General features: G+C 71.9%; 20 protein-coding genes. 11 read left to right on the top strand and 9 right to left on the bottom strand.

All coding sequences use genetic code 11. The features are described from left to right. Window positions 1-34 precede the first annotated feature (34 nt). Complete coding sequence (locus B072_RS0103330) at window positions 35-631, top strand: 2'-5' RNA ligase family protein (RefSeq protein ID WP_018528507.1); 597 nt, start codon at window positions 35-37, stop codon at window positions 629-631. A gap of 5 nt (window positions 632-636) precedes the next feature. Here the strand turns inward: B072_RS0103330 and B072_RS0103335 are convergent, their stop codons facing one another. Together B072_RS0103335 and B072_RS0103340 are read right to left on the bottom strand one after the other, a co-directional pair. Then, complete coding sequence (locus B072_RS0103335) at window positions 637-1,392, bottom strand: decaprenylphospho-beta-D-erythro-pentofuranosid-2-ulose 2-reductase (RefSeq protein ID WP_018528508.1); 756 nt, start codon at window positions 1,390-1,392, stop codon at window positions 637-639. A 23-nt stretch (window positions 1,393-1,415) separates the two neighbouring features. Next, a complete protein-coding gene (locus B072_RS0103340) occupies window positions 1,416-2,861 on the bottom strand; it encodes an FAD-binding oxidoreductase (RefSeq protein ID WP_078506260.1) in 1,446 nt (481 codons plus the stop codon). Window positions 2,862-2,994: 133 nt separating this feature from the next. On the opposite strand from B072_RS0103340, the gene B072_RS0103345 reads away from it, so the two are divergent. The 4 genes from B072_RS0103345 to B072_RS42265 are packed head-to-tail and all read left to right on the top strand — an operon-like array spanning window position 2,995 to window position 5,841. After that, the gene (locus B072_RS0103345) at window positions 2,995-3,513 is read left to right on the top strand and encodes a phosphatase PAP2 family protein (protein WP_018528510.1); all 519 of its coding nucleotides are present in this window, start codon (window positions 2,995-2,997) and stop codon (window positions 3,511-3,513) included. Continuing rightward, the gene (locus tag B072_RS0103350; RefSeq protein ID WP_018528511.1) at window positions 3,510-4,460 is read left to right on the top strand and encodes a decaprenyl-phosphate phosphoribosyltransferase; all 951 of its coding nucleotides are present in this window, start codon (window positions 3,510-3,512) and stop codon (window positions 4,458-4,460) included. Before B072_RS0103345 ends, B072_RS0103350 begins: the two co-directional genes overlap by 4 nt. Beyond that, entirely contained in the window at window positions 4,457-4,933 is a 477-nt protein-coding gene (locus B072_RS0103355; protein ID WP_018528512.1) for a GtrA family protein, read from the top strand. Before B072_RS0103350 ends, B072_RS0103355 begins: the two co-directional genes overlap by 4 nt. After that, complete coding sequence (locus B072_RS42265; protein WP_018528513.1) at window positions 4,921-5,841, top strand: YihY/virulence factor BrkB family protein; 921 nt, start codon at window positions 4,921-4,923, stop codon at window positions 5,839-5,841. Before B072_RS0103355 ends, B072_RS42265 begins: the two co-directional genes overlap by 13 nt. On the opposite strand, the gene B072_RS0103365 is transcribed toward B072_RS42265, so the two are convergent. After that, the gene (locus tag B072_RS0103365) at window positions 5,762-6,994 is read right to left on the bottom strand and encodes a D-alanyl-D-alanine carboxypeptidase (protein WP_324603814.1); all 1,233 of its coding nucleotides are present in this window, start codon (window positions 6,992-6,994) and stop codon (window positions 5,762-5,764) included. The two genes, B072_RS42265 and B072_RS0103365, sit on opposite strands and share 80 nt — an antisense overlap. A gap of 109 nt (window positions 6,995-7,103) precedes the next feature. Here B072_RS0103365 and B072_RS48955 point away from each other — a divergent pair, with 109 nt between their 5' ends. The 3 genes from B072_RS48955 to B072_RS0103380 all read left to right on the top strand — a co-directional run bounded on the left by B072_RS48955 (window position 7,104) and on the right by B072_RS0103380 (window position 9,142). Further along, entirely contained in the window at window positions 7,104-7,346 is a 243-nt protein-coding gene (locus B072_RS48955; RefSeq protein WP_018528515.1) for an SCO4848 family membrane protein, read from the top strand. A gap of 11 nt (window positions 7,347-7,357) precedes the next feature. Beyond that, on the top strand, window positions 7,358-8,605 hold the full coding sequence (locus B072_RS0103375; RefSeq protein WP_018528516.1) for a metallophosphoesterase: 1,248 nt from the start codon (window positions 7,358-7,360) through the stop codon (window positions 8,603-8,605). Between the two features lie 138 nt (window positions 8,606-8,743). Beyond that, window positions 8,744-9,142, top strand: coding sequence for an ATP-binding protein (locus B072_RS0103380; RefSeq protein WP_018528517.1), 399 nt, complete (start codon window positions 8,744-8,746; stop codon window positions 9,140-9,142). Between the two features lie 69 nt (window positions 9,143-9,211). Here the strand turns inward: B072_RS0103380 and B072_RS42270 are convergent, their stop codons facing one another. From B072_RS42270 to B072_RS0103410, 6 genes are all read right to left on the bottom strand, one after another. Further along, the gene (locus tag B072_RS42270) at window positions 9,212-10,414 is read right to left on the bottom strand and encodes a D-alanyl-D-alanine carboxypeptidase family protein (protein WP_051127066.1); all 1,203 of its coding nucleotides are present in this window, start codon (window positions 10,412-10,414) and stop codon (window positions 9,212-9,214) included. A 49-nt stretch (window positions 10,415-10,463) separates the two neighbouring features. Next, entirely contained in the window at window positions 10,464-11,204 is a 741-nt protein-coding gene (locus B072_RS0103390) for a TetR family transcriptional regulator (protein WP_043243110.1), read from the bottom strand. Beyond that, the gene (locus B072_RS0103395) at window positions 11,167-11,727 is read right to left on the bottom strand and encodes a thiol-disulfide oxidoreductase DCC family protein (RefSeq protein WP_051127067.1); all 561 of its coding nucleotides are present in this window, start codon (window positions 11,725-11,727) and stop codon (window positions 11,167-11,169) included. The genes B072_RS0103390 and B072_RS0103395 overlap by 38 nt, the downstream gene beginning before the upstream one ends. Continuing rightward, window positions 11,724-12,131 carry a hypothetical protein gene (locus B072_RS0103400; RefSeq protein WP_018528521.1) on the bottom strand — a complete coding sequence of 136 codons (408 nt, stop codon included), beginning with the start codon at window positions 12,129-12,131 and terminating at the stop codon, window positions 11,724-11,726. Before B072_RS0103400 ends, B072_RS0103395 begins: the two co-directional genes overlap by 4 nt. 110 nt (window positions 12,132-12,241) lie before the next feature. Continuing rightward, window positions 12,242-12,646 carry a VOC family protein gene (locus B072_RS0103405; protein ID WP_018528522.1) on the bottom strand — a complete coding sequence of 135 codons (405 nt, stop codon included), beginning with the start codon at window positions 12,644-12,646 and terminating at the stop codon, window positions 12,242-12,244. A 60-nt stretch (window positions 12,647-12,706) separates the two neighbouring features. After that, the gene (locus B072_RS0103410; protein WP_018528523.1) at window positions 12,707-13,627 is read right to left on the bottom strand and encodes an SMP-30/gluconolactonase/LRE family protein; all 921 of its coding nucleotides are present in this window, start codon (window positions 13,625-13,627) and stop codon (window positions 12,707-12,709) included. A gap of 76 nt (window positions 13,628-13,703) precedes the next feature. On the opposite strand from B072_RS0103410, the gene B072_RS0103415 reads away from it, so the two are divergent. The 3 genes from B072_RS0103415 to B072_RS0103425 are packed head-to-tail and all read left to right on the top strand — an operon-like array spanning window position 13,704 to window position 17,075. After that, window positions 13,704-14,165 (top strand): Lrp/AsnC family transcriptional regulator, encoded by a 462-nt coding sequence (locus tag B072_RS0103415; protein WP_018528524.1) that lies wholly within the window; start codon window positions 13,704-13,706, stop codon window positions 14,163-14,165. Window positions 14,166-14,208: 43 nt separating this feature from the next. Beyond that, window positions 14,209-14,604, top strand: coding sequence for a hypothetical protein (locus tag B072_RS0103420; protein WP_026245403.1), 396 nt, complete (start codon window positions 14,209-14,211; stop codon window positions 14,602-14,604). A gap of 2 nt (window positions 14,605-14,606) precedes the next feature. Continuing rightward, a complete protein-coding gene (locus B072_RS0103425) occupies window positions 14,607-17,075 on the top strand; it encodes a DUF4132 domain-containing protein (protein ID WP_018528526.1) in 2,469 nt (822 codons plus the stop codon). The last annotated feature ends 72 nt before the right edge of the window (window positions 17,076-17,147 follow it).

The raw sequence follows: 17,147 nt of genomic DNA on the forward strand, positions 1-17,147 counted from the left end.
CCGCCCGCCCACCACTCGACGACAGGAGTACGACGTGGGGACCGTAACGATCGGTGTCTCGATCGCGGTCCCGGAGCCTCACGGCAGCCTGCTCCAGGAGCGGCGCGCGGGCTTCGGCGACGCCGCGGCGCACGGTATCCCCACGCACATCACGCTGCTCCCGCCGACCGAGGTGGACGGCGGGCAGCTGCCCGCGATCGAGGAGCACCTCGCCGAAGTCGCCGCCTCCGGGCGGCCCTTCGCGATGCGTCTTTCGGGTACCGGCACGTTCCGCCCGCTGTCACCGGTCGTGTTCGTGCAGGTCGTGGAGGGCGCCGAGGCCTGCACCTGGCTGCAGAAGCAGGTCCGCGACGCGTCGGGGCCGGTCTCGCGCGAGCTGCAGTTCCCGTACCACCCGCATGTGACGGTCGCGCACGGCATCGACGAAGAGGCGATGGACCGTGCCTTCGAGGCGCTCGCCGACTACGAGGCGGCGTGGCCGTGCACCGGTTTCGCGCTGTACGAGCAGGGCGCCGACGGGGTGTGGCGCAGGCTGCGCGACTTCACCTTCGGCACCCCGCCCCTTCCGGCGCAGCCGAGAGGGCGGGGAGCCGCGCGCGCGGCCACCCGCACCGACCGGACGGACACCTAGAACCGCTACACCGGCAGGCGCCGGAACAGCGGTCGCGGCACGTGCCGCAGCCCCGCCATCACCACGCGGAGCGCTCCCGGCACCCACACCGTCTCCGAGCGGCGTCGCAGCCCGGTCTCGATGGCGACGGCCACCGCGTCCGGAGTGGTGGCCATCGGCGCCTCGGCCATCCCGGCGGTCATCTTCGAGCGTACGAATCCGGGACGTACGACCATGACGTGCACGCCCGTGCCGTGCAGCGCGTCGCCGAGGCCCTGCGCGAAGGCGTCGAGGCCCGCCTTGCTCGACCCGTAGATGAAGTTGGAGCGGCGGGCCCGCTCGCCCGCGACCGACGAGAGCACGACCAGTGAGCCGTGGCCCTGGGACTGCAGGGCCCGCGCGCAGACGAGTCCGGCGGAGACGGCGCCCGTGTAGTTGGTCTGCGCGACGCGGACCGCGGCCATCGGGTCGCCCTCGTCGTGGGCCTGGTCGCCGAGGACGCCGAAGGCGAGCAGCACCATGTCGATGTCGCCCTCGGTGAAGACCTTGCCGAGCGCCTCCTCGTGGGACTCGGCGTCCAGGGCGTCGAAAGCGACGGTGCGCACGTCGGCGCCGATGTCGCGCAGCCCGGCCGCGGCCTTGTCGAGCGCGGGGGAGGGGCGGCCCGCCAGCCACACCGTGCGGGTGCGGCGGGTGACGAGGCGGCGGGCCGTCGCGAGGGCGATCTCCGAGGTGCCGCCGAGGATGAGCAGGGACTGGGGGATGCCGAAGGCGTCCTTCATGGGAAGCGAACTCCAGGGAGAGGTCAGAGGGAGAGGCGGCGCGACAGGTCCGAGCGGAACACGCCTTCGGGGTCGAGGCGGGCCCGCAGGGAGCGGAAGTCGGCCAGGCGCGGGTACATCGCGTCGAGCAGTTCGGGGCGCAGCCGGGAGTCCTTCGCGAGGTAGACGCGCCCGTCGGCGGCGGCGACCTCCCCGTCGAGTTCGTCGAGGAACGGGCCGAGCCCCGGCAGGTTCGCGGGGATGTCGAGCGCGAGGGTCCAGCCCGGCATCGGGAACGAGAGCCAGCCCGGGTCGCCGTCGCCGAACCGCTTGAGGACGGCGAGGAAGGAGGGGCAGCCGCGCTCCGAGATCCGCCGCACGACCCTGCGCAGGGCCTCCTCCTTCCCGTGACCGACGACGAACTGGTACTGCACGAAGCCGCCGCGGCCGTAGACGCGGTTCCAGTGCGGGACGCCGTCGAGGGGGTGGAAGAACGTGGACAGTTTCTGGATCTCGCCGGTGCGGGACCTGGGGGCCTTGCGGTACCAGAGCTCGTTGAAGAGGCCGACCGTGGTGCGGCCGAGGAGCCCCTCGGGGACGAAGGAGGGGGCCGCGGGCAGTCGGCCGGGGCGGAAGGCGAGCGGGGCGCGGCGGGTCCTGCGGGGCAGGGCGTCGAGCGGGGCGTGGTCGCCGCGGGTCAGGACGGAGCGGCCCGTCGCGGCGCCGCGCGCGAGCAGGTCGATCCAGGCGACCGAGTAGCGGTAGCGGTGATCGGTGGCGGTGAGGCGGGCCATCAGGTCGTCGAGGTCCGTGGCGCGTTCGGTGTCGACCGTCATCAACGACGTCTCCACGCGGTGCAGTCGGATCGTGGCGGTGAGGATGACGCCGGTCAGGCCCATGCCGCCCGCGGTGGCGTCGAAGAGCTCGGTGCCCTGTTCGACGATGCGTACCTCGCCGTCGGCGGTGAGGAGTTCGAGGGCGCGGACATGCCGGGAGAAGGATCCGGCGACGTGGTGGTTCTTGCCGTGGATGTCGGCGCCGATCGCGCCGCCGACCGTGACGTAGCGGGTGCCGGGGGTCACCGGGACGAACCAGCCGAGCGGCAGCAGTACTTCCATCAGGCGGTGCAGGGAGACGCCCGCGTCGCACAGGACGGTGCCGCCGGCGACGTCGATGGCGTGGATGCGGTCGAGGCCGGTCATGTCGAGGACCGCGCCGCCCGCGTTCTGCGCGGCGTCTCCGTAGGCCCGGCCGAGGCCCCGGGCGATGCCGCCGCGTCGGCCGGTGACGGCGCACTCCCTGACCGCCGCCACCGTCTCCTCGTAGGACCGGGGGCGCACCAGATGCGCGGAGGTCGGAGCGGTGCGGCCCCACCCGGTGACCGGCACGGTGTCGTAGCCGGGGCCCGGGCGGACGGAGGGCGATGCGGTGGGTGACGCGGCGGGCGGTGCGGGGGTCTGTGCGGGGGACTGTGAAGGGGCGGCAGGCATGAATGCGACCGTATCGCCCCATGAAGGGCGGTTTGCCCTGAATCTCATATCTCCTCACCGAAATGGGTGATTGATGGGGTGTCATCCGAAATGGTGCGAGCTGCTGGCGCATCGGCCCCCAGAGTGAGGCCACATGGACGACATGGACCGCCGACTTCTCTCGGCACTGCGCGACTGCGGCGACGCCCCGCGCGTGGCCGCCGCCGCCCGTGCGCTGTCCTGGGCCGGGGAGCACGGGGCGCTCTGGCTGGCGGCCGGGCTCGTGGGGGCCGCCGCCGACCGGGAGCGCCGCTCGGCCTGGCTGCGCGCCACGGCGCTGACCGCCGGGGCGCATCTGGCGAGCATGGGCGTGAAACGGGCGGTGCGCAGGCCCCGGCCCGCGCAAGGACTCGGCGTCGAACCCCTGGTGCGCACCGCCGGCCGGCACTCCTTCCCCAGCTCGCACGCGACGTCGGCGGCCGCCGCCGCGGTCGCGTACGGGGCGGTGCGGCCCGTCGGCGCCCATCTGGTGCCGCCCCTAGCCGCCGCGGTGTGCGTCTCCCGGATGGTCGTCGGCGTGCACTACCCGTCCGACGTCGCGGCGGGCGCGGCCCTCGGCGCGCTGACCGCGCGGCTCGGGGCGCGCTGGGCGAGCGGGGGAGCGGCGCGATGACGGAGGGCACCGAGAGCACGGCCGTACTGGACCGCCCGCGCGAGGAGCGGCGCGGGCCCACCCCGCTCGGGCTGCCCGCCGGACTGCTGCGCACGGCGCGCCCCCGGCAGTGGGTGAAGAACGTCCTCGTGGTGGCCGCCCCCGCGGCGGCGGGCGAGCTGTTCTCGCGGCACGCGCTGACCCAAGTGGCGCTGGTCTTCTGCCTGTTCACGGCCGCCGCGTCGGCGGTGTACCTGATCAACGACGCGCGGGACGCCGAGGCCGACCGCGCGCACCCCGTGAAGCGGAACCGTCCGGTCGCCGCGGGGCAGGTCCCCGTACCGGTCGCCTACGCGGTCGGAGCGGTCCTCGCCGCGCTCGCGCCCACCGCCGCCGCGGCGCTGTGCAACCCGATGACCGCGGCGCTGCTCACCGCGTACGTCGGCATGCAACTGGCGTACTGCGTCAGCCTCAAGCACGTCCTCGTCGTCGACCTGGTCGTGGTGACCACCGGCTTCCTGATGCGGGCGATGATCGGCGGAGTCGCGCTCGGGATCCCGCTGTCGCGCTGGTTCCTGATCACCACCGGGTTCGGGGCGCTGTTCATGGTCTCGGCGAAGCGGTACTCCGAGGCCGTGCAGATGGCGGACAGGGACGGCGCCACGCGGGCCCTGCTGTCCGAGTACACGACCGGGTACCTGCGCTTCGTCTGGCAGTTGGCGGCCGGGGTCGCCGTGCTCGCCTACTGCCTGTGGGCGATGGAGGAGGGCGGCGTCGCCCGCAGCAGCCTGCTGCCCTGGCGGCAGCTGTCGGTGGTGGCGTTCGTCCTGGCCGTCCTGCGCTACGCCGTCTTCGCCGACCGGGGCACGGCCGGCGAGCCGGAGGACGTGGTGCTCAGGGACCGGGCGCTCGCCGTCATCGGCCTGATGTGGCTCGCCATGTACGGGCTCGCGGTCGCCGACTGGTGAGGCGCGCACGGGAGCTGGCGCCCGAGCTGGCCGGGTTCGCGGCCGTCGGGATCTGCGCGTACGCCGCCGACCTCGGACTGTTCGTGTGGCTGCGCGGACCGGTGGGGCTCGACCCGCTCACCGCCAAGTCGCTGTCCTTCGTGGCGGGCTGCTCGGTGGCGTACGCGGGCAACGCGCTCGGTACGTACCGCCGCAAGGCCGCGGAGGTCTCGCGGCTGCGGCAGTACGGGGTGTTCTTCGCGGTGAACGTGGCGGGGGCGGTGGTCCAGCTGTTGTGCATCGCCGTGTCGCACTACGGACTTGGGCTGACCTCGCGGCGCGCGGACACCGTATCCGGGGCGGGAGTCGGCATGGCACTGGCCACGGTGCTGCGGTTCTGGGGTACCCGGACTCTGGTCTTCGGAGCGGGTGCGATCCGTACGAGAACGGTTGAAACGGCCGAACAGGGCAGGCTTGGATCATGGACTGGCTGAAGAAGCTCCCCGTTGTCGGCCCCTGGGCGAGCCGGCTGATGCAGACGCACGCCTGGCGGGCGTACGAGCAGCTCGACGCGGTGCACTGGGCGCGGCTCGCCGCGGCGATGACGTTCATCAGTTTCCTCGCGCTGTTCCCGCTGCTCACCGTGGCCGCGGCGATCGCGGCCGGCACGCTCTCCACCGCCCAGCAGCACACACTGCAGGACAAGATCAGCGATCAGGTGCCCGGCATCTCCGACCAGCTGGACATCCAGGCGCTGGTCGACAACGCGGGCACGATCGGCCTCGTGGCCGGTGCGCTGCTGCTGTTCACGGGCATCGGCTGGGTCGGATCGATGCGGGAGTGCCTGCGGGCCGTGTGGGAGCTGCCGGACCAGGAGGAGAACCCGGTCCTGCGCAAGCTCAAGGACGCCGGGGTGCTCGTCGGCCTCGGCGGAGCGGGGCTCGCCTCGCTCGCGGCGTCCACGGTCGCGTCCACCGCGGTGGGAGCGACCGCGGACCAGCTCGGGATCGACAAGGAGGGCTGGGGCGGCTTCCTGCTCCAGGCACTGGCCTTCGCGATCGCGGTGCTCGCGGACTTCCTGCTGCTGCTCTACGTACTGACGCTGCTGCCCGGGGTGGCACCGGAGCGCCGCGACCTTGTGATCGCGGCGCTCATCGGGGCCGTCGGCTTCGAGCTGCTGAAGCTGCTGCTCGGCGGCTACATGAAGGGCGTCGCCGCGAAGAGCATGTACGGCGCGTTCGGTACGCCCGTCGCGCTGCTGCTGTGGATCAACTTCACGGCGAAGCTGCTGCTGTTCTGCTCGGCCTGGACGGCGACCGGGGTCAACTCCGCTTCTGAACGGGCCACTTCTTACGAACAACGAACACCGCACCAGCCAGCACCACCAGCACACCGCCAATGATGGCGAGCGCGATGCCCATGCCGCTGGAACCGCCGGACGTGGAGACCGCCGCGTGGGCGGCCGGCTTCGCGGGGCCCGCGTCACCCTTCGGGCTCGTCGTGGCGCTCGGGGCGGTCTGCGACTTCGGCAGGACGAGGTGGCCGACCGGCGTCACCTTCCCGTCGGCGGCGAACCCCCAGTCCAGGAGGCGGGCGGTCTCCTTGTAGACCGCGTGGGACTCCTTGGCCTCGGGGTTCATGACGGTGACGAGCAGCACCTTGCCGTCGCGCTCGGCGACACCCGTGAAGGTCGCGCCCGCGTTCGTGGTGTTGCCGTTCTTGACGCCCGCGATGCCCTTGTACGGGGACAGGTCGCCCTCGCCGGTGAAGAGCCGGTTGGTGTTCTGGATCTCGAAGGTCTCGGTCGTCTTCCCCTTCTTCTGCTTCTTGGGCAGCTTCGCGGTGACCGTCGAGCAGTACTCGCGGAAGTCGTCGTTCTGCAGCCCCGCGCGGGCGAAGAGGGTCAGGTCGTACGCGGACGAGTGCTGGCCCTTCTCGTCGTAGCCGTCGGGGGTCACCACGTGCGTGTCCTCGGCCTGCAGCTCGTCGGCGTGGGCCTGCATGTCCTGGACGGTCTGCGGCACTCCGCCGTTCATCGCGGACAGCACGTGCACCGCGTCGTTGCCCGAGCGCAGGAACACACCGAGCCACAGGTCGCGGACGGTGTACGTGTAGTTCTCCTTGATGCCCGCGATGCTGGAGCCCTGGCCGACGCCCTGGAGGTCGGAGAGCTCCACCTTGTGCTTCTGCGTCTTGAGGAACTTGTGCAGCAGCGTGTCCGCGAACAGCATCTTCAGGGTGCTCGCGGGCGGCAGCTCCCAGTGGGCGTTGTGCGAGGCGAGCACGTCACCGGACTCGGCGTCCGTGACGATCCACGACTTGCCCGTCAGCTTCTCGGGGAGCACCGGGGCCCCCGCCCCCAGATTGACCTGGGTTCCCGGCTTGGCGAGCTGGTCGCCACCGATGTTCGACATCTTCGCCGGCGGCTTGTCGTCGCCCGCCCCGTCCGCCGCCACCGCGGGGGTGATCCCCACGAGCGACAGCGAGCAGGCCGCGAGGAGCAGCGCGGATTTCTTCACGTACGACGTCAAGTACGACTCATGGGTGGCAGGCACGGACGAGAACGTACATGTACCGGGCCCGTAAGTCTCCGCCGAGGTGTTCTGTGTCTCCCCGGCCCCACCCCGGCGGCGGTGCGGGAGAAGCGCTGGCGATACTGAACGTATGAAGCTCAGTCGCCCCGTCTCCTGGTTCCTGCTCGCCTTCGGGGTGTGGTCCTGGATCATCTGGGTCACTTTCGCCAAGAATCTGTGGAAGGACGGCAGCGGCCTCGCCTTCGACGACGCCGGGGATCCGACCGCGTACTTCTGGGTGCACCTGACCCTCGCCGTCGTCTCCTTTGTCTTGGGGACGGTGGTAGGGGCCATCGGGTTCCGTGGCGTCCGGGCCCTGCGCGGGAACGCATAGCGGCCGCGGGCATGGTCGTCGTCCTCGTACTGATCGCCGTCGCCGTGCTCGCGGCGTTCGCCGGACTGCACCACTACGCCTGGCGGCGCCTCGTCCGGGACACGACGGCCGGGCCCGGGTGGCCCAGACGGCTGGGTACCGCCGTGTTCGTGGCGGGCCCGGTGCTGATGTTCGCGGCGCTGATCGCGGAGCGGGCCGGTGCGCCGTTCCCGCTGCAGCAGGTGCTGGCGTGGCCGGGGTTCCTGTGGATGGCGTTCGCCCTCTACCTGCTGCTCGCGCTGCTGGTGGGGGAGGTCGTACGGCCGCTGCTGCGACGTGTGCTCGACCGGCGCACGCCCCCCGAGCCGAAGCCTGAGCCAGAGTCAGACCCTGAGGCGGAACCGGAACCGGAACCGGAACCGGAAACGGAACCCGAGCCCGCCCCCGTGGCGGCCCCCACCCGTCGCCTCGTCCTCGCCCGCACCGTGGGCGCCGCCTCCGCCGTCGCCGCGGCGGGCATCGTGGGCAACGGCGCGTACGGCGTGCTGCGCGGTCCGAAGGTGAAGCGGGTCACCGTCCCGCTGGCCAAACTGCCGCGCTCCGCCCACGGGTTCAGGATCGCGGTGGTCAGCGACGTCCACCTCGGGCCCGTGCTCGGCCGGGGCTTCGCCGAGCGCGTCGTCGACATCGTCAACGGCACGCAGCCCGACCTGATCGCGGTCGTCGGCGACCTCGTCGACGGAAGCGTCGAGGACCTCGCCCCGGCGGTCGCCCCGCTGGCCCGGCTGCGTTCCCGGCACGGCACCTACTTCGTCACCGGCAACCACGAGTACTTCTCCGGCGCCGACCCGTGGGTCGAGCACGTCCGCGAGATCGGCATGCGGCCGCTGGCCAACGCCCGGGTGGAACTCGGGGCGTTCGACCTCGCGGGCGTCAACGACATCACCGGCGAGAACCACGGTGAGGGACCGGACTACGCCAAGGCGCTCGGCGGCCGCGACACCTCCCGCGCGGCCGTGCTTCTCGCCCACCAGCCCGTGATGATCCACCAAGCCGTCGAACACGGTGTCGACCTCCAGCTTTCCGGCCATACACACGGCGGCCAGCTGTGGCCCGGCAACTTCGTCGCGGACGCGGCCAACCCGACCCTCGCAGGTCTGGACCGCTACGGCGACACCCAGCTCTACGTCAGCCGCGGCGCCGGCGCCTGGGGTCCTCCGGTGCGGGTCGGCGCGCCCTCCGACGTCACCGTGGTCGAGCTGGCCTCCCGCAAGGCCTGACCGGATACCGCCCTACCTCCCGTGACGACTGTGACACGCACGGTGTCCGTGCCGCAGCATCATGTGACGGACTTGTGTTCGCGATGTGTGCGAACAGGGTTCGAGACCCCGACGAAACGGATGAGGAGGTGGCTACGTGTGTTGCGGCGCAGTGCGTTCCGACTGCCCCGGCACCCGGCCTCGGTGGGGCTCGCGCGGCTGCGGGTGCGCGATCACCTGGCGGTCTGGGGGCACGTGGGACCGGCCGATGCGCTCGACATCGCCGTGCTGCTCGTGTCCGAGCTGGCGACGAACGCGATCCGGCATGGTCCCGTGCGTGAGCGGGAGTTCGAGGTCGCGGTGACGGTCCTCGCGGACGGCTCGTGCTTCATCGAGGTGTCCGACGAGTCGTCCGCGGACCCCGAACTCAGACCCCCGCGCACGGTCGACGACGAGAACGGCCGCGGCCTCCACCTGGTCGACGCGCTCTCCGAGGCGTGGGGGGTGTGGCACCGGGGTCGTTACGGCAAGACGGTCTGGGCGCTGGTGCGTTCCTGACCGGGATCAGCAGCTTGTCCGAAGGAGTCGGGCCCTGTCCCCGCCCTCTCCGAAGTCCCGCACCCGGGCTCAGGCCCGCCGCCGCCCCGACGGCCGTGCCCGGCGCCGCAGCGCGACCAGGCCGCCGCCCGCGAGTGCCGCGAGCGCCGCCGAACCGCCGAGCGCCCAGCCCTCCCGGTGTTCGGTGCTCCCGGAGACCGCGGACATGGCCGCCGCCCCCGCCGCCCCCGCCGCCGGAGAGGCGGACGACTTCGGCCGCTCGCTCAGCGGCACGACCAGTTCACCGACCGCGCTCACTTTGCTCCCTGCCCGGAAGCCCCAGTCGAGCAGCGCGGCCGTCTCCTGGTAGACCGCCTCGTAACCGGACTTGGGGTGCATGACGGTGACGAGGAGAGTGCGTCCGTCGCGGGTGGCGGCGCCGGTGAAGGTGTTGCCCGCGTGCGAGGTGTAGCCGTTCTTGACGCCGATCAGGCCCTCGTACGGCGTGACGCCCTGACCGGTGAGCAGGCGGTCGGTGTTCTGGATCTGGAAGGTCTTGGAGCCGCCCGCCGGGAAGTCGGCGGTCTTCGTGGCGCAGTAGCCGCGGAAGTCGGCGTTCTTCAGCCCGGCCCGCGCGAAGAGCGTGAGGTCGTACGCGGACGAGACCTGGCCCTTGTGGTCGAAGCCGTCCGGGCTGACGACATGGGTGTCGTTCGCCTGGAGGTCCTTCGCGCGGGCCTGCATCTGCGCGACGGTCTCGTCGACACCGCCGTTCATGTGCGCGAGGACGTGCACCGCGTCGTTGCCCGAGCGCAGGAAGACGCCCTGCCACAGCTGGTGCACGGTGTACGTCGTGCCGGCCTGGATGCCGACGAGGCTGGAGCCGAGCGGGATCCCGGCCAGGTCCTCCGCCGTCACCCTGTGCTTCTCGGCGCTGTCGAACTTCGGCAGGACCGTGTCCGCGAACAGCATCTTCAGCGTGGAGGCGGGCGGCAGCGCCTTGTGCGCGTTGTAGGAGGCCAGCACCTCGCCGCTGTCGTTGTCGGCGACGACCCACGCCCTGGCGTTGAGGCCCGGCAGCTGGGGCGCCCCCGAGCCGCGGCGCACCTGCACCCCGGACGCGCCGAGCCGGGCACCGCCCACGGCGGTCGCCGCGGAGGCCGACTGTGCGGGCAGGGCGAGAGCGGCGGCCGCACCCATGCCGAGGCCGAGGGCCGCACGGCGGCTCAATCGAGGGAGCTGCTGCGACTGCGGGGGCTGCGGGGACTGCGGGGACGAGGCTGTGCCGGGCATCCCGCGAACGTACAGGCCCAAGCTGAGGCAAAGGTAAGAGGGGCCCGGCTTACGCGTCCCTGGGCCGGGTCATCCCCGGCAGGAAGTCGGTGAACAGTTCGTGCACCTCCAGGACGAGCGGCCGCAGCACCCGGAACCGGGCGAGCGAGACGCCCCGCGTCGTCAGCCTGGCCCCGCGCTCGGCGAGCCGCCGGCTGCGCTCGCGCCCCTCCGACGAGTCGAAGACCCAGTACAGGACGAGCCCCATCTGCGACAGCCACATCAACTCCGGGAGGATCTCGGCGAGTTCGGCCGGCACCTTCGCCTTCGACCCGGCGAGCACCTCCCGGTGCACGGAGATCGCGGCCTCCCGGGCGTGCTCCGACTCGGGCGAGAAGGGGCTGAGCGGCGACTCGGGGTCGGCCGCGTTCTTGAAGAACTGGGCCGCGAACTCGTGGTACGGCGTCGCGATGTCCAGCCACACCCGCAGCACGCCCGCGATCCGCGCCTCCAGATCGGTCTCCGTGTCGAGCACCGGCCGGACCGCTGCCTGGTGCTCGGCGGCGATCCGGTCGTAGAACCCCTGGATGAGGTGTTCCTTCCCGGCGAAGTAGTAGTACGCGTTGCCGACCGAGACCCCGGCCTCCTGGGCGATGGCCCGCATCGTGGTCTTGTCGTAGCCCCGTTCCCGGAACAGCCGCATCGCGGTCTCCAGGATCAGCGCCCGCGTCTGCTCGCTCTTCACGGTCTTGTCTGCTGCCACGCCGTCGAGCCTAATCGGCCGCCCGGCAGCCGCCGTCACAGGCGGCATCCCGCGCCGGGGCCCCGCCTCGGGAGGCGGCGCCCCCGTACCCGTACGCCTCGTGGAACCAGCCGTGCTTCGGGTCGTACGTCCAGCCGTCCGCCCGCCGGTACGCCCCGCCGCCGGCCCGTGCGCCCCACTGGGCCTCGCGGTACTTGGCCGCGCCGAGCACCACCTGCTTGGCGATCTTCATCCCGGCGGGCGTGGCCATCCGGTGGGCGGTGGGCCGGTACTCGCGCAGCGCCCACATGCACACGACCCAGGCTGCCTGGCCGCGGTAGATCTGCCCGCCGTCCGCGATCACGGTGATCTCGCTGAGCGTCGCCGAGTGATCGAGGTCCGGGAAGAGCGCCCGGGCCCGGGAGTGCCCGGCGGGCACGAGGTCGAGCGGCACCAGCTGGCGCTGCTTGACCAGCCAGTTCCGTACGAACGTGCACAGCGAGCACTCCGCGTCGTACAGGACGGTGAGCCGGCGGACCGGGGCCACCCCCGTGCCCCGGTCCGCTTCCCTCGTGACTCCCACCGCTGTCACGCCCCGGCCACCGGAGCGGCCCAGCCCTGCGGCGGGACCGGCGGCTGCAGCTCGCGTTCCATGACGCCGCGCCGCCGGATCTTGTTGAGGACGTAGACGTTGCCCAGGTGCATCACACCGAGCACGAGGAGCACGACGCCGAGCTTGGTGGAGAGCGCCTCGAAGATCTCGCGCGTGCTGCCGATGGTCTCGTCGCCGCTCAGGTACAGGGCCACGAAGCCGAGGTTCACCAGGTAGAACCCCACCACCAGGAGGTGGTTGACGGCGTCGGCGAGCTTCTCGTTCCCGTGCAGCACGTCGGCCAGGAAGATCCGGCCGTTACGGCTCAGGGTGCGCGCCACCCAGATGGTCAGCCCGATGCTGACGACGAGGTAGACGGCGTATGCGACGACTGTGAGGTCCATGCCCCACCCTCCTTGAACGCGTTCAAAAACGCTGACAGGGGTGAATCTAGCCCTGTTTTTGAACGCGTTCAAGCGAGAGTCGTCGTGCGGGGCCGAAGGTGACGCGGGTCTCAAGTGCGGGCGAGTTCGGGCCTCTTGAGGTAGTCGGTGAAGCCGATGACATTGCCCCACGGGTCGGCGAACTCCACGACGTACCCGGTGGAGGTGGAGAAGGGCGGGTCGAGCGGCTCGATCCCCGCGGCCCGCAGTGCCCCGGCCGCGGCCTTCGCGTCCGGCACCTCCAGCCACAGCCGCACCGCGGGCCACGCGGGCGGCCGCTGCCCGAAGCCGTCCTCGGCGCGCAGCAGCAGCCCCGGCGTCTCTTTCCCCACTCCGAGCAGGGCGATCCCGGCCTCGTCGAGCCGGAACGTCACGGGGAACCCGGCGCGCTCGTAGAAGGCGACGGCCTCGGGCAGGTCCCCGACGGGGAGCAGGGCGTTGTCGAACCCGCGGATGTCCAGCTGGTCAGATGACATACCGTCAGATTAGGCGTGCATCAGGCAAATACGGCTCATTCCGGCCCGTCCGCGACGGTGTCAGATCCGTGGCGCCCCGGTCACCGCGGTCATCAGGCAGTACAGGGACGTCGACGCGGCGAGGAACATGAGGTTGTTCTTGGGGCCGCCCCAGGCGATGTTGGCTACCGGTTCCGGGGTGAGCATGCGTCCGAGGAGCGTGCCGTCGGGGTCGTAGCAGTGCACGCCGCCGTCCATGGCCGCCGCCCACAGCCGCCCGTCGTCGTCGAAGCGGATGTTGTCGAACCGGCCGAGCCCGTCCCGCGTCTCGGCGAACACCTTGCCGTCGGAGAGCGTCCCGTCCTCCCGTACGTCGAAGACGCGCAGGACGCCGCCGCGCGTGTCGGACACGTACAGCTGACGCTCGTCGGGCGAGAACACGAGCCCGTTCGGCGCCCCGAACCCGTCGGCGGCCAGCCGCACTTCACCGCTACCGGGGTCGATCCGGTAGACGTGGTTCGCCCCGATCTCGGACTCGGCGCGAAAACCCTCGTAGTCGCTGGTGATCCCGAAGTCCGGGTCCGAGAACCACACCGAGCCGTCCGAGCGCACCACGGCGTCGTTCGGGCTGTTGAACCGCTTGCCCTGCCAGCGGTCGGCGAGCACGGTGATCCGCCCGTCGTGCTCGGTCCTGGTCACCCGCCGGTTGCCCTGCTCGCAACTGATGAGCCGGCCCTGGCGGTCGAGGGTGTTGCCGTTGACGTGCCCGGCGGGGGAGCGGAAGACGCCGACGGCGCCGGTGGCCTCGTCCCAGCGCAGCAGCCGGTCGTTGGGGATGTCGCTCCAGATCAGCTGGCGCCAGGCGGGCAGATAGACCGGCCCCTCCACCCAGCGGCCCTCGTTGTGCAGCACCTGGAAGAAGTGGTCGCCGCTCGCGCAGCGTTCGGTGCGGAAGCGGTCGTCCAGGATGTCGTACGAGACGGGGACGCGCTCGATGGACACGGTCAGCCTCCAGAAGTTCGATGCCGAATCTCATTCGCCTGAACTCGACTATGGCAGAACGAGATACGGTTGCGCCATGGAGATCGTGGACGACATCGACCGGAAGCTGATCGCGGCGCTGCAGCGCGACGCGACGACGGCCTACGCGGCGCTCGGCAAGGAGGCCGGCCTCTCGGCGGGCGCGGCCCACGAGCGCGTACGCAAGCTGCGTGAGCGGGGCGTCATCCGGCGCACGACCGTCGACGTGGACCCGGCGGCGCTCGGCCAGGACGTCCTCGCGTACGTGATGGTCGAGTCCTCGGCCTGGATGGGCGAATCGGCGGCGGCCTTCGCGGCGATCCCGGAGATCGTGGAGGCCCACGTCATCGCGGGCAGCGCGTCGCTCCTGCTGAAGGTGCGATCGGCGACGCCCGGCCGACTCCAGGACGTGCTGCGGCGGTTGTACGCGATCGAGGGCGTGAGCGGGACGCAGGCGACGGTGGTCCTGGAGACGTTCTTCGAGCGGGGTGTGGCGGTGGAGGGCGGCCTGTCCGGCTGAGGGTCCCGGCCGATTGTCAGTGGTGGCCCGTACCGTCTTCGGCATGGGGATGGTGACGTTCGTCGACGAGACGACATCAGGGGACAGGGGCGCGGCCTTCGGGCTGGAGATCGCCGAGGAGCGGCTCACCGTGCGGGAGTTGATCCGGCGGCGGGTCTTCCAGGAGGTCGCGGAGTTCAACGCGCGACCGGCTTCGCAGGTGTTCCAGGGCCTCGTGCGGCCCGAGGACACGGAGCGCGTGCTGAACGGGTACGCGCTGCGCACACCGCGCCGGATCGACCCGGAGGCGCAGACCGAGCGAGCCCTGGCGGCGTTCGCGGGGAACGGCTTCCTGGTGCTCGTCGGCGACCGCCAGGTGACGGAGCCGGACGAGGAGATCGAGCTGGCGCTCGGCGTCGAGGTGACGTTCCTCAAGCTCGTGGCGCTGGTGGGTGGCTGACCATGGAGATGCTGATCAGTCCGGACAAGGTGCAGGGCCACGTCGCCGCGCGGGAGGCCGGTCCGCTCGCCTACGAGGCGCTGCGCGCGGCGATGAACCAGGAGGGGTTCCGGGGGTATGTGTGGGGCCAGGTCCTCGTCGTGCTGGAGAGACTCGATCCCGCGCTGCGCGCGGACGTCGCGGGGGAGTTGGGCCGGCTGTACGCCGCGTCGCGCTCCGACCGGCCGGTGAGGGTGGAGGTGCTGCGGTTGCTGCAGGAGGTGGGCGCCGATCTGCCGGGTGATCCGCTCGCGGCCGAGCGGATCACCGAGCTGGAGAAGCTCGGACTGGAGGACTCCATCTGGTGGGCCGCCGGCCTGGAGGCCGTCGCCGAGCACGAACTGGCCGCCGGCCGCCCGCTGTCCGCGCCGGTGGTGGCGTTCCTGCGCCGGTGCGCCCTGGAGGCGTACCGACGTCCGGAGATGGCGGCCCTGGCCAAGCGGCTGACGGACCCCGTGCTGAACGTGGGAGAGGCCTGGGCCGAGCGGGCCATGGAGGAGGCCGCCGAGGAGCCGTGGCGGGCCCTGCTCGCACACGCCGCGACCGCGACGGCGGCCAAGCCCACGGCGAAGTGGGACAAGGCCGCCCTCGCGCTCATCGACCCCCTCGGCCCCGACGCCGTGCGGGCGGCGGTGCTCGGCTGGCTCCCGCTCGTCGGCCGGCCCCGCACCTTCGAGTTCACCACCGCGCGGCACGGGCCCGACGCGAACCGCACCTTCGACCCGTACAACGCCAACGCGCTGCGCGGTCTGACCTGGATCCTCGCCCTGCTCCCCGCCCACCCGGAGACCGCCCGCACGCTCGGCGCCCTCGTCGAGACGGCGCTGAAGAAGGTCGCCGGGCTCGGCCCGGTCAACCCCAAGGTGGCCAACGCGGGGGTGAACGCGCTGGCGAGGATCGACGGCGATGCCGCGCTCGCCGAGCTGGCCCGGCTCACCACCCGCGTCACCTACAAGGCGACCGCCAAGCTGCTCGGCGCCGCCCTCGACGCCCACGCGCGGGCCCTCGGGCTGACCCGCGAGGAGGTGGAGGAACTGGCAGTGCCCGCCTACGGACTGACCGAGGTGGGTGGCGCGACCCTCCAACTGGGCGACACCACAGCTCTGTTGGAGGTCCACGGCACCGCGGCGGTCCTGCGCTGGCGCACCGCGGCGGGCAAGGAGATCAAGTCGGTCCCGGCCGCCGTCAAGCGCGACCACGCCGACGAGCTCAAGGAACTCAAGGCCGCCGTCAAGGACATCGGCAAGATGCTCGGCGCCCAGGTCGAGCGCCTGGACCGGCAGTTCCTCGCCCGGCGCGTCTGGACGTACGACGCCTGGCGCGAGCGCTACCTCGACCATCCGCTGGTCGGCACTCTCGCCCGCCGCCTGCTGTGGGTCGTCGACGGCACCCCGGCCGGGTACGCGGACGGCGCGCTGCGCACCCTGACGGACGACCCGGTCGAGGCGGGCCGGGAGGTCACCCTCTGGCACCCCGTCGGCCGCGAGCCCGCCGAGGTGGTCGCCTGGCGCGACTGGCTGGAGCGGCACCAGGTCACCCAGCCGTTCAAACAGGCCCACCGCGAGGTGTACCTGCTCACCGACGCGGAGCGGGCGACGGGCACGTACTCGAACCGGTTCGCCGCGCACGTCGTGCGCCAGCACCAGTTCCACTCCCTCGCGGCGGTCCGCGGCTGGCGCAACAAGCTGCGGCTCTGCGTCGACGACGAGGCGCCGCCCGCGACGCGCGAACTGTCGCAGTGGGGCCTGCGCGCCGAGTACTGGATCGAGGGCGACGGCGAGGAGTACGGCGTCGACACCACCGAGTCCGGCAGCTATCTGCGGCTGCGCACCGACCAGGTCCGCTTCTACCCGATCGACGCCCCGCAGAACTCGGCGCACTGCTACGGCGGCGAGTACCGCATGTGGCTGCGCGACGGCGCGGACCCCGTCGAGCCGCTGCCCCTGGAGGACATCCCGCCGCTCGTCCTCTCCGAAGTCCTGCGCGACGTCGACCTGTTCGTCGGCGTGGCCAGCGTCGGCAACGACCCGACGTGGCAGGACGGCGGCCCCGGCGGCCGCTTCCAGGCGTACTGGTCCTCGTACAGTTTCGGCGAGCTGAACCAGAGCGCCGAGACCCGCCGCGTCCTGCTGGAGCGCCTCGTCCCGCGCCTGGCGATCGCCGACCGCTGCACCATCGAGGGCCGCTTCCTGCACGTCAAGGGCGAGCTGCACACGTACAAGATCCACCTGGGCTCGGGGAACATCCTGATGACGCCGAACGACCAGTACCTGTGCATCGTCCCGAAGTCGGGCACCGGCGCGGGACCGCAGACCGGCTACCTGCCCTTCGAGGGCGACCGCACCCTGGCCGTCGTCCTCAGCAAGGCGACGCTGCTCGCCGACGACACGAGGATCACCGACCCGACGATCCTGAGCCAGATACGCCGGTGAACGCACGTGGGCCCCGCTCCCTCGTGCGGAACACGAGGGAGCGGGGCCCACGGACAGGCGTGACCCGGAAGG

Origin of the sequence: Streptomyces sp. HmicA12 (assembly GCF_000373565.1) — a bacterium.
Lineage (GTDB): Bacteria > Actinomycetota > Actinomycetes > Streptomycetales > Streptomycetaceae > Streptomyces.

Excerpts from the sequence above, each read along its gene's own strand:
- B072_RS0103335 (WP_018528508.1), bottom strand. The coding sequence starts at position 1,392 with ATGAAGGACGCCTTCGGCATCCCCCAGTCCCTGCTCATCCTCGGCGGC.
- B072_RS0103340 (WP_078506260.1), bottom strand. The coding sequence starts at position 2,861 with ATGCCTGCCGCCCCTTCACAGTCCCCCGCACAGACCCCCGCACCGCCC.
- B072_RS0103345 (WP_018528510.1), top strand. The coding sequence starts at position 2,995 with ATGGACGACATGGACCGCCGACTTCTCTCGGCACTGCGCGACTGCGGC.
- B072_RS0103350 (WP_018528511.1), top strand. The coding sequence starts at position 3,510 with ATGACGGAGGGCACCGAGAGCACGGCCGTACTGGACCGCCCGCGCGAG.
- B072_RS42265 (WP_018528513.1), top strand. The coding sequence starts at position 4,921 with ATGGACTGGCTGAAGAAGCTCCCCGTTGTCGGCCCCTGGGCGAGCCGG.
- B072_RS48955 (WP_018528515.1), top strand. The coding sequence starts at position 7,104 with ATGAAGCTCAGTCGCCCCGTCTCCTGGTTCCTGCTCGCCTTCGGGGTG.
- B072_RS0103375 (WP_018528516.1), top strand. The coding sequence starts at position 7,358 with ATGGTCGTCGTCCTCGTACTGATCGCCGTCGCCGTGCTCGCGGCGTTC.
- B072_RS42270 (WP_051127066.1), bottom strand. The coding sequence starts at position 10,414 with ATGCCCGGCACAGCCTCGTCCCCGCAGTCCCCGCAGCCCCCGCAGTCG.
- B072_RS0103390 (WP_043243110.1), bottom strand. The coding sequence starts at position 11,204 with ATGCCGCCTGTGACGGCGGCTGCCGGGCGGCCGATTAGGCTCGACGGC.
- B072_RS0103400 (WP_018528521.1), bottom strand. The coding sequence starts at position 12,131 with ATGGACCTCACAGTCGTCGCATACGCCGTCTACCTCGTCGTCAGCATC.
- B072_RS0103405 (WP_018528522.1), bottom strand. The coding sequence starts at position 12,646 with ATGTCATCTGACCAGCTGGACATCCGCGGGTTCGACAACGCCCTGCTC.
- B072_RS0103415 (WP_018528524.1), top strand. The coding sequence starts at position 13,704 with ATGGAGATCGTGGACGACATCGACCGGAAGCTGATCGCGGCGCTGCAG.
- B072_RS0103420 (WP_026245403.1), top strand. The coding sequence starts at position 14,209 with ATGGGGATGGTGACGTTCGTCGACGAGACGACATCAGGGGACAGGGGC.
- B072_RS0103425 (WP_018528526.1), top strand. The coding sequence starts at position 14,607 with ATGGAGATGCTGATCAGTCCGGACAAGGTGCAGGGCCACGTCGCCGCG.